15 protein-coding genes, 1 tRNA gene and 2 riboswitches are annotated in these 13,345 nt (G+C 44.9%); of the genes, 1 reads left to right on the top strand and 15 read right to left on the bottom strand.

The features are described from left to right. Window positions 1-142 precede the first annotated feature (142 nt). Window positions 143-598: a hypothetical protein gene (locus tag AS030_RS01425; protein ID WP_061967572.1), complete on the top strand. Its 456-nt coding sequence runs from the start codon at window positions 143-145 to the stop codon at window positions 596-598. A 34-nt stretch (window positions 599-632) separates the two neighbouring features. Here AS030_RS01425 and AS030_RS01420 read toward each other — a convergent pair whose 3' ends face one another. The 15 genes from AS030_RS01420 to AS030_RS01355 form a co-directional block, all read right to left on the bottom strand. Beyond that, window positions 633-869 carry a DUF2164 domain-containing protein gene (locus AS030_RS01420; protein ID WP_061967570.1) on the bottom strand — a complete coding sequence of 79 codons (237 nt, stop codon included), beginning with the start codon at window positions 867-869 and terminating at the stop codon, window positions 633-635. A gap of 105 nt (window positions 870-974) precedes the next feature. Next, entirely contained in the window at window positions 975-2,195 is a 1,221-nt protein-coding gene (locus AS030_RS01415) for an ABC transporter permease (RefSeq protein WP_061967568.1), read from the bottom strand. A 1-nt stretch (window position 2,196) separates the two neighbouring features. Then, the gene (locus AS030_RS01410; RefSeq protein ID WP_061967565.1) at window positions 2,197-3,081 is read right to left on the bottom strand and encodes an ABC transporter ATP-binding protein; all 885 of its coding nucleotides are present in this window, start codon (window positions 3,079-3,081) and stop codon (window positions 2,197-2,199) included. Between the two features lie 170 nt (window positions 3,082-3,251). Next, on the bottom strand, window positions 3,252-4,538 hold the full coding sequence (gene aceA, locus AS030_RS01405; protein ID WP_061967562.1) for an isocitrate lyase: 1,287 nt from the start codon (window positions 4,536-4,538) through the stop codon (window positions 3,252-3,254). Window positions 4,539-4,573: 35 nt separating this feature from the next. Further along, window positions 4,574-4,720, bottom strand: coding sequence for a hypothetical protein (locus tag AS030_RS23330; RefSeq protein WP_156412540.1), 147 nt, complete (start codon window positions 4,718-4,720; stop codon window positions 4,574-4,576). Window positions 4,721-4,916: 196 nt separating this feature from the next. Further along, window positions 4,917-5,741 (bottom strand): aldo/keto reductase, encoded by an 825-nt coding sequence (locus tag AS030_RS01400; protein WP_141687003.1) that lies wholly within the window; start codon window positions 5,739-5,741, stop codon window positions 4,917-4,919. A 181-nt stretch (window positions 5,742-5,922) separates the two neighbouring features. Continuing rightward, window positions 5,923-7,143 (bottom strand): M20 family metallopeptidase, encoded by a 1,221-nt coding sequence (locus AS030_RS01395; RefSeq protein WP_061967560.1) that lies wholly within the window; start codon window positions 7,141-7,143, stop codon window positions 5,923-5,925. A 24-nt stretch (window positions 7,144-7,167) separates the two neighbouring features. After that, on the bottom strand, window positions 7,168-7,992 hold the full coding sequence (locus AS030_RS01390; RefSeq protein ID WP_061967558.1) for a MetQ/NlpA family ABC transporter substrate-binding protein: 825 nt from the start codon (window positions 7,990-7,992) through the stop codon (window positions 7,168-7,170). A gap of 24 nt (window positions 7,993-8,016) precedes the next feature. Next, the gene (locus AS030_RS01385) at window positions 8,017-8,679 is read right to left on the bottom strand and encodes a methionine ABC transporter permease (RefSeq protein WP_061967556.1); all 663 of its coding nucleotides are present in this window, start codon (window positions 8,677-8,679) and stop codon (window positions 8,017-8,019) included. Further along, window positions 8,669-9,700 (bottom strand): methionine ABC transporter ATP-binding protein, encoded by a 1,032-nt coding sequence (locus AS030_RS01380; protein WP_061967553.1) that lies wholly within the window; start codon window positions 9,698-9,700, stop codon window positions 8,669-8,671. Before AS030_RS01380 ends, AS030_RS01385 begins: the two co-directional genes overlap by 11 nt. A 90-nt stretch (window positions 9,701-9,790) precedes the next feature. Next, a riboswitch (SAM riboswitch) is annotated at window positions 9,791-9,901 on the bottom strand. A gap of 80 nt (window positions 9,902-9,981) precedes the next feature. Beyond that, a riboswitch (SAM riboswitch) is annotated at window positions 9,982-10,101 on the bottom strand. A gap of 106 nt (window positions 10,102-10,207) precedes the next feature. Continuing rightward, window positions 10,208-10,651, bottom strand: a complete 444-nt coding sequence (locus tag AS030_RS01375; RefSeq protein WP_061967551.1) for a YflT domain-containing protein — start codon at window positions 10,649-10,651, stop codon at window positions 10,208-10,210. 107 nt (window positions 10,652-10,758) lie between these two features. Further along, complete coding sequence (locus AS030_RS01370) at window positions 10,759-11,706, bottom strand: ATP-grasp domain-containing protein (RefSeq protein ID WP_061967548.1); 948 nt, start codon at window positions 11,704-11,706, stop codon at window positions 10,759-10,761. A 30-nt stretch (window positions 11,707-11,736) separates the two neighbouring features. Continuing rightward, window positions 11,737-11,958: a hypothetical protein gene (locus tag AS030_RS01365; RefSeq protein ID WP_061967545.1), complete on the bottom strand. Its 222-nt coding sequence runs from the start codon at window positions 11,956-11,958 to the stop codon at window positions 11,737-11,739. A 186-nt stretch (window positions 11,959-12,144) separates the two neighbouring features. Then, a complete protein-coding gene (gene cyoE, locus AS030_RS01360) occupies window positions 12,145-13,044 on the bottom strand; it encodes a heme o synthase (RefSeq protein ID WP_061967542.1) in 900 nt (299 codons plus the stop codon). Between the two features lie 174 nt (window positions 13,045-13,218). Beyond that, a tRNA-Arg gene (locus AS030_RS01355) sits at window positions 13,219-13,294 on the bottom strand. Window positions 13,295-13,345 lie beyond the last annotated feature (51 nt).

Below are 13,345 nucleotides of genomic sequence, written 5' to 3'. Positions count from 1 at the left end.
TTTAATTTCTTCTGCACCCGTATTTATTCCTTACTTTCCCAAATGATAAACATCCGTTACCCATCCCATAGGGCGGCTGCAGGTCCAATCCCTTGTCCTTTCATTCACATAAACTATCAAAAAAGCAGAATGAGGAACAATCATGAAGTTTAAATTTGGTAACAGCACCACCGATGCGAAACGATACAGCACGTTTCAGAAAAAACTGGCCATCACCAAAGAAGCTGACTTGAACAGTCCAAGTGACTTTCTTCCGCCTAATCAAGAAATCCCCCTCCTGTCAGTGCATTTTACACAGTTGTCCAAAGGAAACAAGGTAGAAATAGAAGCATCGGCCGGATGGACGGCGGGCTTTCCGTGTGAACCTGCAACAATAAAGCTCACGATAAGGCGAAATCCTGACATCCTTGTGGCAGAGACAGAGGATAGCACCCAGGATCTTCAGATGCAAAAGACGACGGCACTTACAGGCTCTGAAACCCTGAGCGATAATGCTGAATTGGCTATTTACACCTTATACGCATCAACCGAGCAGGCACAGAGAATCCGGATGAGCGGCAGCTTCCGTCTTCGTGCCGTTGTGAGGCTGAACATTTAAAAAAGCAGCAGGCCGCCAGCCTTGCTGCTTTTACTCATTTACGCTCAAGAGCATATAAATCATCTTCCACTGCCCCAAGCCGGTCTCTGACCACATTCAATGAATCTTTGATTCCCTGATTATAAAAGTGCTGCCCCAGCTGTGCGGAAAAAAAATCCAACACATTTTCTGCCGCGATCTCTCCGATTTCTTCTCCTCTTTCGTCATAGAAAAACTGCTGAATATCCCGGATTGCCTGATCCTTGTGTTCTTTTTTCCATTGTAAAAGCATAATACCGCCTCCTCTATTCTTTATCAGTGTATCATTCTTCCTGTGTGTCTCCCATTCATTCTTAAAAAAGAAAGCCTGCAGACCCATGCTGCCGGCTTTCCTTTCTCACTTGCCTTTTGCAAGCAGAATCATGTCTTTGAATTTTACTTTTCCGCCGTAATGCATGACCCCATGCACATAAATTCTTCCTGCCAGCCGGTTGATGAACAACAAGGAGATTAACAGGATGGCAATCGTGATGATCACTTCAAGTGTACCTGCCTCACCCGCTACGATTCTTGAAAATGTAACAATCGGTGAGAAAAAGGGAATGTACGAGCTGACCACAACGAGCGTTGTCGAAGGATCGAACAGCGACCGCATTCCGATGAAGAATGCCCCCATAATAAGCATAATGATTGGAAACTGTGAGGCGCCCAAGTCTTCTGTGCGGCTGACCATGGAACCGACAGCAGCATACATCATCGCATACAGAAGGTATCCCAATATGAAGTAAGTGATAAACGCTGCAATGACGCCAGGGGTCAGGTTGGACAGATCGATTCCCGATCCAAAAATGGAAAGCTCGTTGGTATCGAGCCAGCCGATGGCATAAGCGATCAATCCGGCTGCAGCAATAATTGCGAGTTGCACGATAGCTCCCGTTAAAATGGCCGCAATTTTTGCATACATCATCAAAATGGGCTTCACTTTCGGAATCATGATTTCCATAACCCTTGAGGATTTTTCTGCAGCGACCGCGGTGGCGATCATTTGTCCGAATGCAATAATAAACAGATACATAAAGAAAACAAACACATAAACGATTCCAAACGTATTACTGGTATCCTTTAGAACCTCTTCTTTCACCTGCACGGTTGAAAGGAGAGATGTGGCGGTTTTCGGATTGATTTTATTTTTGGCAATCGTGTCAGCAATATACGATTGCTGCAGTGCTTGTGAAACCACGGGTACCGCTTCATTGTTCGGGAAGTTTTTATAGATATACGTGAGGGCCGGGACCCCTTTTTGCTCGCGGACAAGCAACAGTCCATCCAGGTCGCCTTTCTCCACCTTTTTTCGAAACTTCTCTTCCTCATCCTTCTGTGCTGATCCCAGCTTTGTCTCATCTAATGTTTTGTTCAGGGCTTTGACGTTTATGTTACTTTCCGTCTTATTGATTACGGCAATGGTATCTTTATTCCCGCTGTCATTCTGATTCGCCCAATTGGAGTAAGCAAAGAATGCCAATATGGCGACAAAGATGATCGTCGTTGAGATTTTAAATGCCTTTGATTTCAAGTTTTCTTTTAAATGGAATTTATAAATTGCCGCAAATTTTTTCATGTTACTTCACCTTCTCCAGGAAGATTTCGTTCAATGTAGGTTCAAGCATTTTAAAATAGCGAATCGGGATATGGGCCGAGTGCAGCCGGCTAAACAATTCAAACGCTTCTGACTCATCCCGCACCTTAAGCTTTACCTCATTGAGTGTTTTCTCGAATACAATTTTCCACTCCTGGAGCTTGTTTTCAAGCTCCCCATCGTTATGAAGAGTCAGATTTCGGTAGCCATAATTCTGCTTAATTTCACTAAGGTTGCCTTGGATTACCGTCTTACCGTCCTTCATCAGACAGACTTTTTCACAAAATGTTTCAATCTGCTCCATGCGGTGAGAGGATAGGATAACCGTTTTTTTCATTTTAACCTGTTCCTCAATAATGGACGCCAGCATATTGGCATTTACAGGATCCAGGCCGCTGAAGGGCTCATCAAGAATGAGCAGTTCCGGGTCATGAATAAGGGTGGCGATCAGCTGGATTTTCTGCTGATTGCCTTTTGATAAGTCAGAGGCCTTTTTTTCTTTATGCTCCTGGATTTCTAATTTTTCCAGCCAGTAGTCAATTGCCTGATTAGCGCTCTGCCTGTCCATCCCTTCCAGCTCTGCAAAATACCGAAGCTGATCGGATACCTTGCTTTTTTGGTACAAGCCCCTTTCCTCCGGCAAATATCCGATCGAAATCTTTTCTCTGTCCAAGGGAGCTCCCTCCCAATAAATTTCCCCAGCATCCGGTACAAGAAGACCCAATATCATTTTAATCGTGGTCGTCTTGCCTGCTCCATTCCGTCCAAGCAGTCCCAGCACCTGACCCTTGGGCAGATTCACTGTAAACTCGGAAACCGCATGCGTTTTTCCAAATGATTTATCTACATTCTTCAGATTCAGCGACAAAAAATAACCCCCTTATGTACTGCAAAAGTTACCATTCTAGCATATTGGCAAAATACGCCTTTTATTCTCTCATACAAAAATGGAAATATCAAACAGTCCTTGTTTAAAGCTGACTTCACAACACAAAAAACCTGCTCTCCCTTTAAGAGAAAGCAGGATTCTTTTAAACTTCAATTGGTGATCGTGAATTGCTCTTCTTCAGTCGATCCTTTTAATGCTGTGGTTGAAGAAAGGCCCCCTGAAATGGCCTGAGCCACTTCATCAAAGTAGCCTGTACCTACTTCTCGTTGATGGCGGGTAGCCGTATAGCCATCCTTTTCACTGTCAAACTCTTTTTGCTGCAATTCCGAGTAGGCTGCCATTCCCCTAGTTTTATATTCCTTCGCAAGTTCGAACATGCCATGGTTAAGGGTATGAAAGCCTGCTAGAGTAACAAACTGGAACTTGTAGCCCATCGCTGCAATCTGCTGCTGGAAAGTCGCGATTGTTTCATCATCCAGCTTCTTTCTCCAGTTAAAGGAAGGCGAGCAATTGTAAGCGAGCATTTTACCTGGAAAACGTTCATGGATCGCATCTGCAAACTTTTGTGCCTCTTCAAGGTTCGGTTCCGATGTCTCGCACCAGATCAGGTCTGCGTATGGAGCATAGGCAAGTCCCCTGGCAATGGCTTGATCAATTCCGGCACTTGTTCTGTAAAATCCTTCCGCTGTACGGTCACCCGTTAAAAACGGATGGTCATACGCATCAACATCACTTGTAATCAGGTTCGCCGCATTGGCATCTGTCCGTGCGATGAGGATCGTATCCACACCCATCACATCTGCGGCAAGTCTTGCAGAAATCAGGTGGCGCACAGCCTGCTGTGTCGGGAGCAGCACCTTTCCTCCAAGATGGCCGCATTTTTTCTCAGAGGACAACTGATCTTCAAAATGCACACCGGAAGCTCCCGCCTCAATCATCGCCTTCATCATTTCAAAAACGTTAAGCGCACCGCCAAATCCGGCCTCCGCATCTGCAACAATAGGTACAAACCAGTCGGTGTCCGTTTTCCCCTCGGAGAATTCAATTTGGTCGGCCCGCTGCAATGCCTGGTTGATCTTTTTCACGACATTAGGCACACTGTTTGCCGGATACAGGCTTTGATCCGGGTACATGTGACCCGAAAGGTTGGCATCTGCCGCTACCTGCCAGCCGCTTAAGTAAATCGCTTTCAGTCCTGCCTTTACTTGCTGAACGGCCTGATTCCCTGTTAATGCTCCCAGCGCATGAACATAGTTCTCTTCCTGCAGTGATTTCCAAAGCCTCGCAGCCCCTCTTTTTGCAAGAGTATGCTCAATTTGAACCGAACCTCTTAATCTGGCAACGTCTTCTGCCGTATACGTTCTTTCTATTCCTTCCCACCGCTTGTCGTTCCAGTTCTCCTTGATTTGTTCAGCCGTTTCTTTTTGATTCATCATTTTTCACTCCTTATTTAATATAGCGATCATGTACCTCACAAACGTTCCATTAGCTCTTTAATCAATGATTCCGTTTCCGTTGCAACGTTTGCAGCATACGCATCCGTCACCCTGGCAATCCGGGCAATTCCCGTTCCTGTGCTTCCCTGAACCATTGCATTCCGTGCAAGTTTCCTCACCATGCCCCTGGCATCCTTTACAATCCATTTAACTTCCTCCTCTTCGTGTTTTTATTCTGTTATAAAACAGTTTATTATCTTGTAAAATAATATATAACACAATGACAAGGATGTGCAACATCTTTTTATAACAAAATAAAAAATAGGCCATCTGTTCTATAACAGGTGGCCTTTTGTGACAATCTTACTGTTTTTTCTTTTAAAAGTCGTTCGGATTGGGTCCGTTTCGATGATTCGTATTCAATCTGTCGATCTGTTCCATATCTTCTCTGCTTAATTCAAAGTCAAAGATATCGCTGTTTTGATAGATTCTTTCCTTATTTACCGACTTTGGTATGGTGACGACACCATTTTGGAGATCCCAACGGAGAATGACCTGTGCGACTGTCTTTTCATATTTTTTTGCCAGCTCTACTAATACAGGCTCACCAAAGAGTTCTCCCTTTAACAAGGGCCGCCATGCTTCAAGCTGAATATTTTTGTCCTTGCAATAAGACAGCAATTCTTTTTGGGTCAGACGGGGATGGAACTCCACCTGATTGACCATTGGCACAATTTCACAGTCACCGAGCAAGTCTTCCAGATGGTGGATTTCGAAATTGCAAACACCGATGGCCTTCACCTTCCCCTCTTTATAGAGATGTTCCAACGCTCGCCAAGTGTCTTTGTACTTGCCAGAAACGGGCCAATGGACCAGGAAAAGATCCACATAATCGAGGGCGAGCTTCTTTCTGCTTTCTTCAAAAGACTGCAGTGTGGTTTCGTAACCCTGCTCCGTATTCCACACTTTTGTGGTAATAAAAAGTTCTTCCCTTGGAACACCCGACTCCATGAGGGCCTGTCCCACACCTTCTTCATTTTTGTAAAACGAAGCTGTGTCAATGCTTCTGTATCCCGCTTCGAGCGCATATTGAATGGCGTTAATGACCTCCTGGCCATCCTCCGCTTTATAGACGCCGAGCCCCAGCCATGGCATGCGAACACCGTTATGCAGCACGGTTGTATCTGAAATGCTTTTTATCATCTGTAACGCCTCCTTGAGATTATCGTACCACTCCACATGTTAAAAAGAAAAACCTCCCGTTTGTTCGAGAGGTTTTTCCGCCAGAAGTCGGAATAATAAAACAGGTTCAATTAGCAGCAGATTTTGGTTCAATTATTCGAAATTCGGTTCAATTCATCCAATCATCCAGAAAAAACAGACCTTAAACAGAAGCAATCTCCTTCGCTTTGTTCACTTCAAATTCCTGCTTGATGCCGAAGAGCACTTCTTCGTCTGTCAGAAGCTTCAATGCGGTTAATGCCAGTGCCTTGGCTCCGAGAATGAGCGCATGGTCTCCTGCCGGTGAAATGGCCGCCTCACGGAACTCATCGGTATGTCCTACCAGGCTCTCCGGGCCAATCTGCAGATAAGGATGAATGGTTGGAACCACCTGGCTGATATTGCCGGCATCAGTGGATCCCAAACCGCTTCGATGCGAACTGTCAACTTCAGCACCAAGGCTTTCGAGTTGTTCTTGAAATACTTTATCAAAGGAACGGTTCAATAAAAGGTTATCGACCTGGTTTTGAAAGGCGATCACATTCAACGTTGCACCTGTGGCCAGAGCTGCACCTTCAGCAATCCCTTTTACCTTTTTCGTCACCTCATCCAGCTTGGCGCGTGTGGCGGCACGAATGTAAAAACGTGCTTTGGCGTATTCCGGAACGATGTTCGGTGCATCTCCTCCATGAGTGATGATCCCATGAATTTTCACATCATCCGGTACATGCTGCCTGAGAGCGTTGATTCCGACAAACAGCTGAATGACGGCGTCAAGCGCGTTGATGCCTTTTTCCGGTGCCGCTGCCGCATGAGCAGGTTTACCGATATACTCAAAATCGAGCGGATCAACCGCGAGGGATGTTCCCGTTACCCGGTTGGCGTTACCCGGGTGAAACATCAGGGCAGCATCTGTGCCTTCAAGCAGTCCCTGTTTAACAAAACTGCCTTTTGCACTTCCGTTCTCCCCGCCTTCTTCAGCCGGTGTACCAAACACTTTGACTTCACCGCCAATTTCATGAATCACGGACCCAAGAGCAATCGCCGCAGCCGTACTTGAGGTTCCGATGATGTTATGACCGCAGGCATGCCCAAGCCCCGGGAGCGCATCGTATTCAGCCAGAAACGAAATCGTTGGGCCATCCAGTGCTGATTTCTTGCTGGCAACAAACGATGTTTCATGGCCAGCTACACCACGTTCTACCTTGAACCCCTCTCGTTCAAGCAATGAGGTCAGTAGCCTGGACGCTAAAATTTCCTCATTTCCGATTTCTGGATTTTCATGGATCTCATGTGAGGTCTCAATGTATGTTGCTGCATTTTCCTCTACATTCACAGTGATAAGCTCTTGAATTTCCTCTACAGTACGGCTGATGACAGTCATTTTCTCAGATCCTTTCTCTCTCTTTTATTCTCCTATTTCACTTAATGGGACGAACGTTGGAATGGTTGCGCCCTTATAGATTTCATTGATTTTCTTGGCAGTAGCCTTGGATTGGTAAATCTTCGCGATTTTCTTTAGCGTCTTATTGTTCTTATCCTCTGTTCGGACCGCAATAATGTTGATGTAAGGCTTGGCGGTCTTGCTCTCCAGATAAATAGCATCCTTCTTTGGATTCATTCCTGCGTCCACTGCCACCCCATTATTGATGATGGAAGCTGCCACATCCGGAAGCACGCGCGGTGTTTGTCCTGCAACCACAGGCTTAAGCTTTAAATGCTTCTTGTTCTCGATAACTTTTTTCAAATCTCCATTGCCGTCAAAATTCTTTTCCAGCTTGATGAGACCGGCGCTTTGCAGCAAGAGAAGTCCGCGGCCCATATTTGTCGCTTCATTCGGGAGGGCAATGGTTGCTCCATCCGGTATATCCTTGATGTCTTTGTATTTTTCAGAGTAAACGCCCATCGGCGCGATTACGGTTGTGGCAATCGGTGCTAAATCCAATTTATGTTCCTTTTTAAAGGAATTAAAGTAAGAAATGGTCTGGAACGAGTTTGCGTCAATATCTCCGTCCGCCAGTGCCTGGTTGGGACGAACATAATCAGAAAACTCCACAGTTTCAAGATCGATTCCTTCCTTTTTAGCCTTTTCCGCAATGTATTTCCAGACATCACTGTCCGATCCACTAATGCCCATTTTTACTTTTTCCTCTTTGCTTCCGCCGCTGCATCCGCTTAAGAAAGCCGACAACAGCACCCCGATAACTAAAACGATAAGTGAATATTTTTTCATGATGTATCTCTCCCTTTTCTTTCGCTATCTTCTTCTTAATTTTCTTGAAATCACATTTCCTGAGCTTTGTAATCCTTGCACCAGGATAATGAGCAGAACCACCGTTACGATCATAACGTCCGTATCAAACCGCTGGTATCCGTAAGCAATAGCCAAATCACCAAGGCCTCCGCCTCCGACTGCACCAGCCATGGCAGATGCACCGACCAAACCGATGGTCGCGGTGGTCAATGACAGGATCAATGAACTGAAAGCTTCCGGGAGCAGGATGCGGAAAATGGTTTGCCAAGGCGTTGCACCCATGGCTTCTGCAGCCTCCACAATTCCCGGATCAATTTCCAGCAAGCTGTTTTCCACCAGCCGGGCAATATAAGGCCCTGCGTATACAATCAACGGAACGATCGCCGCCGCTGTCCCGATGGATGTTCCTACAACTAAACGTGTAAACGGAATGATGGCTACCATGAGAATGATAAACGGTATGGAACGGAGAACGTTCACAATGGCATTCAGCACATTAAACACAGGTAAATTTTCAAGAATGTGGCCTTTTCTCGTTACGACGAGAATAATACCGATCAGGATGCCGATCACTGCCGATGCCAATAATGAAACACCGACCATGATCAATGTATCACCGGTCGCATCCAGGATGTCGACCCAGAATGTACTCCAATCAACTGGCATGTTCAATAACCTCCCTTACTTCCACATCACCCTGTCCTGCAAAAAAGACGGCCCTGCGGATTTCCAGTTCGTCCCCAATCAGCTGAACTACGAGATTTCCAAATGGAACATCCTGCAGTTCGGTAACATGTCCGTACAGCACGCTGACATCGACATCAAACTTTTTTGCAATTTGAGATAAAAGCGGCTGTCCTGTTGAAGCTCCTGTAAAAACAATGCGGAACACCTGATGATTTTTGTCCTGGTTCCTCAAGATGTTTTTCAGCGAATCAGGAAGTTCATCCTGAAGGACAGAGCTTACAAATCGACGTGCGGTTTCTGTTTTCGGCCGGGAAAAGACTTCAAAAACACTGCCCTTCTCGATCACTTTACCTTTCTCCATCACCGCGACCGAGCTGCAAATCTCACGGATCACATTCATTTCATGGGTGATGATCAGAATAGTGATGTGATATTCCTTATTGATTCTTTTTAATAGCTCGAGGATGCTTGATGTGGTCTGCGGGTCAAGCGCCGAGGTGGCCTCATCACAGAGCAGAACCTCCGGATCCGTAGACAGCGCCCGTGCAATGCCCACCCGCTGCTTTTGACCGCCTGACAGCTGATCCGGGTATTTATGTCCATGTTCGGAAAGTCCGACAAACTCAAGCAGATTGTTTACTTTTTCTTTAATGGCACTCTTCTTTTCTCCCTGGAGGTAAAGAGGCGTTGCTATGTTATCAAACACCGTTTTCGCATTCAGCAGATTGAAATGCTGAAAAATCATACCAATGTTTTTCCGTTTTTTCCGGAGCTCTTTCGGTGAAAGATCAGCCATGTTCTCTCCGTCCACCAGCACCCGTCCGGAGGAAGGCTTCTCAAGCAAGTTGACACACCGCAGCAGCGAGCTTTTCCCTGCACCGCTGTACCCAACCACTCCATAAATCTCTCCTTTATCTATTTCAAAGCTCACATTGTTAAGTGCTTTGACCTGGTTTTTGCCGCTCTCATAAATCTTGGTAACTTCCTCAAATCGAATCAATCGTGTGTTCCCCCTTCAAACTGCTCCAACAAAAAAAACCTCTTCTTGTGAACACAAGAAGAGGCCAGCTAATAATGATTAAAGCTTCTCTTCTTATCTCCCAAGCTAACTGCTTGACGGAATTGGCACAGTATTTCCGTTTGCCGGAAACCCGCTGCCGAGGCTTCAAAGGGCCAGTCCCTCCACCTCTCTGGATAAGAAAACCATTCAGTTTTTTTTGCAATAAAAAATTCTCTTCCAAGACAAGAAGAGAATGTTAATTCCATAATAGAAATTTGCTCTTCTTATCTTCCAGGTTCTTTAGGGAACCTGGTGGAATTGGCACAGTATTTTTTCAAAAAACGAAAAACCCGCTGCCGAGGTTTCAAAGGGCCATGTCCCTCCACCTCTCTGGATAAGAAATACGTCATATTTACTTGATGTGCTCTATCATATACCAGGGATTTCAATTTGTCAAATATTTTTCCGAGCTATCCGCTTGGAATTGTTAGTATGTATTGCCCTATTCTAAAGCTTTACGGCATCCTTTTCAAGGAAAACCATTACACTTCCCTGCTCCACTTTCTGAACATAACGTTCCGCCGTTCGTTCGGACAAATCAAGGGACATTAAGAGCTCTTTTAAGTCTTCCTCTGAATCCTCCGAAAACATGGAAGCAAACGGCCCTGCGGCGAGGAGCGGCCCAATACCAGGAACGCCAAGACCCGGAACAGCAATGGCTCCGCCAATACCGGAAAGAAACCCGGCAATTGTCCCATAGGCTGCTTCGTTCACATCTTCATCCAAATGTTCTTCTGAAACGTTGGTCTTGTCAGCCACCCGATCCATCGTTCCATCGTCTTTAGCCAGGATGGATATGTCTTTGGCGTTGTACCCCTGGTCAACCAATCCTTGAATGCGATCAATCGCTTCGCTTTCTGAATCATATACCCCGATTACCATTTTACTCATTGCTTATCCTCCTTTATCCGTATGGCTCTCTTATTAGTAATTACCCTAACCCCACTTCACTAAACAATCACAAAAAACTCCTTATCGGAGTTTTTTTGTTGACGGGTTCAGGACAGACCAGCCCGTTCAAAAATATGTTCTTTTTGATCAGCCTCGTACCTGCTGTCCCCAAGGACCAGTCCCTGAATCAGTGTATCCGCATCCTCATAGGGACTTTCGCTTCCGTTATAGATGGAAAGCGGCACAAAATATCCGTCTTCAATCGCTTGTTTTACCGTGTCGTATAACGGTTCAATTCCGCCTGACGATTTCCAGGATACATATTTGACTACCCTTTTCCCAAGCTGCTCAGTGATGCTGTCCTTCAAAAGCAGAGCCGCCGTCGAACCATTGACCCTGTAATTTAAATCAAACGCGATCTTTCTTCCATCCGGCGTAACAGCAATATCAAAACCGGCAATTCCCCTGTAGCCTCTTTTACAGCCCTCTTCCATAATTCGCCTGCCGATTTTAATGACTTCGCTATCGGGTTCAGAATCTTCGTCCACCCAGTTTCCTTTATATTTTGCGTTTTCATCAATATTTTGAACAGTACTGCCAAGGTAAATCAACTTCTCATCAAATGTACAAGCAAACTGAACACAGTAATTGTGTTCAATTTCCAAATACTCTTCGATTACGATGCCTTCACAGGTTTCAAAAAACTTCTCAGCCTTTTGGATATCTTCATCAGTTTTGCAGATAAACACATCAAAGCCTGCTGCATTTGCTTCATTCGTCGCTGCTTTAACAACACATGGAAGCGAAAAAGCTTCGAGATGTTCATGAAGCTTTGCAGCTGTGGTACTCACACGCTTTGGTGCATGCCCTTCCGGCACCAGCTCTTCAAGATTTGCTTTATTATTCAAATACTGAACCAGCTTCGGGTCGATCCAGTAGTTTAGAGCTGACATTTCTTCTTCAGGATGAATATGCTGAACCACCATCCGTTTCCGTTCGTCCTCAAGCCGTTTGAACAAATTGCGGTAATCTTCTTCAGTGGAGTAATAATGCATGGGAAACCGAAGCTGCAGTCCGGCCCTCTCCTATAGATCTGTCGCCTGCCTGGTTGTTACGGACCGGCTGCAAATAACCGGCATTTCTCCCATTACAGCAAACTGGCTGCCAGTTAATAAATCAAGCTTGACTGGACAATCCGGGATCCATTTATTATGGGCAAACGATGGCCTGGGGTTAAAAATCAAGTCAGGCCCATAAATTTCTGAAAAGGTGTAACGCGGAACAATGATGGGTTTACTTTTCTGCATGCATTTGTACCTCCTGATCATGCCTCAATTACATGTTCAATACCTTTTTTTTCTTACCCTTAAACTCCATTAAGCTTGCGATTTAATCAGCAAGCAAAAATCAGCTTACTGTACTTTAACACAAAAAACCCCCTCCTCGGGATTTTTTGCCGAAACAGGGGGTTTTCTTTCTTTTATTTGGTTACATTATCCGAAAAGAGGAGCAAACATCATGGTCACAAACATTAACGTTAAATACATAATTGAAAACTTGAACATTTTCCCGGACCAGACCAGTTCGCTTTCTTTTTCTCTAAATTTAAAGGATTGAATGGCACGGAACAGGAAGACTGCTCCCAAAATGCCTGCCACAATCAAATACCAGATGCCCAGAACATTAAAGAAATACAGAAGCAACGAAGCTGCAACAGCAAACACGGTATAGATTAAAATATGTACCTTTGTTTGCTTAAAGCCTACCTTGTTTGGCAGCATAGGCACGTTGACACTCTTATACTCTTCGGCACGCTTCATCGCAAGAGCAAAGAAATGAGGCGGTTGCCATGCAAACATGAAAACAAACAGAAGCAATGCAATCAAATCAAATTCTCCGGTTACAGCCGTATAGCCGATAATCGGCGGAGTAGCGCCTGAAATACAGCCAATTTCCGTGTTCACAACGGTTACCCGCTTGGACATTGTATACACAAAACCGTAAAATACAAATCCTGTAAAGCCAATCACTGCAGCTATTGGATTAACCATCAGGCCAAGAATTAATTCGCCAATCACGATCATTACAATGGAAAGCAAAATGGCATTCCGTTTTGGAATTCTTCCATTGGTAATCGGGCGGTTTTTTGTCCGTTCCATGTGCTTATCGATATCCGCATCGTAAACATTGTTAACAATGGCAGATGATCCGATAACAAAAACAGTTCCGAGAACGGTCCAAAAGAACAACTCCCATAAACTGAGGCTAGATGACAAGTTTCTCGCACCGATACAAAAGCCGGCTATGGTTCCCAACAAATTTGAAGTGATAATACCAGGCTTTGTAATTTGTATATAGTCTTTAAAAATGCTTGGAGCAGCATTTTCACCCATTAAGATCACCATCTTTTCATATCTATCATTAGTATGACTCTATTTTAACAGAACTAATACATGTTTGTGATAAATGTCACATTAAGTTCTTACAGTGTTCAGAAAACGTTCAAATTATGCCGGTAAAAGCATAAAAAAAGACAGCACCGCGCTGCCAGTATTGTTTTTATCTAGTGGCGGCCCCGGCAGGAATCGAACCTGCGACGCACGGTTTAGGAAACCGACGCTCTATCCACTGAGCTACGGAGCCAATATGCTGTTCTTGGTGTAACTACGCACTCGTAATCTTCTTTACCTGATA

Source organism: Fictibacillus enclensis, assembly GCF_001457035.1.
GTDB classification, from domain to species: Bacteria; Bacillota; Bacilli; order Bacillales; family Fictibacillaceae; genus Fictibacillus_C; species Fictibacillus_C enclensis.
The sequence above is the reverse complement of the archived record's forward strand: the minus strand, read 5'-3'. Positions and strand labels throughout refer to the sequence as shown.

Bases quoted from the DNA above. Each gene is read 5' to 3' on its own strand.
- AS030_RS01390 (WP_061967558.1), bottom strand. From the start codon at position 7,992: ATGAAAAAATATTCACTTATCGTTTTAGTTATCGGGGTGCTGTTGTCG.
- aceA (WP_061967562.1), bottom strand. From the start codon at position 4,538: ATGATGAATCAAAAAGAAACGGCTGAACAAATCAAGGAGAACTGGAAC.
- AS030_RS01425 (WP_061967572.1), top strand. From the start codon at position 143: ATGAAGTTTAAATTTGGTAACAGCACCACCGATGCGAAACGATACAGC.
- AS030_RS01420 (WP_061967570.1), bottom strand. From the start codon at position 869: ATGCTTTTACAATGGAAAAAAGAACACAAGGATCAGGCAATCCGGGAT.
- AS030_RS01395 (WP_061967560.1), bottom strand. From the start codon at position 7,143: ATGACTGTCATCAGCCGTACTGTAGAGGAAATTCAAGAGCTTATCACT.
- AS030_RS01400 (WP_141687003.1), bottom strand. From the start codon at position 5,741: ATGATAAAAAGCATTTCAGATACAACCGTGCTGCATAACGGTGTTCGC.
- AS030_RS01370 (WP_061967548.1), bottom strand. From the start codon at position 11,706: ATGCATTATTACTCCACTGAAGAAGATTACCGCAATTTGTTCAAACGG.
- AS030_RS01375 (WP_061967551.1), bottom strand. From the start codon at position 10,651: ATGAGTAAAATGGTAATCGGGGTATATGATTCAGAAAGCGAAGCGATT.
- cyoE (WP_061967542.1), bottom strand. From the start codon at position 13,044: ATGGGTGAAAATGCTGCTCCAAGCATTTTTAAAGACTATATACAAATT.
- AS030_RS01365 (WP_061967545.1), bottom strand. From the start codon at position 11,958: ATGCAGAAAAGTAAACCCATCATTGTTCCGCGTTACACCTTTTCAGAA.
- AS030_RS01415 (WP_061967568.1), bottom strand. From the start codon at position 2,195: ATGAAAAAATTTGCGGCAATTTATAAATTCCATTTAAAAGAAAACTTG.
- AS030_RS23330 (WP_156412540.1), bottom strand. From the start codon at position 4,720: ATGGTGAGGAAACTTGCACGGAATGCAATGGTTCAGGGAAGCACAGGA.
- AS030_RS01385 (WP_061967556.1), bottom strand. From the start codon at position 8,679: ATGCCAGTTGATTGGAGTACATTCTGGGTCGACATCCTGGATGCGACC.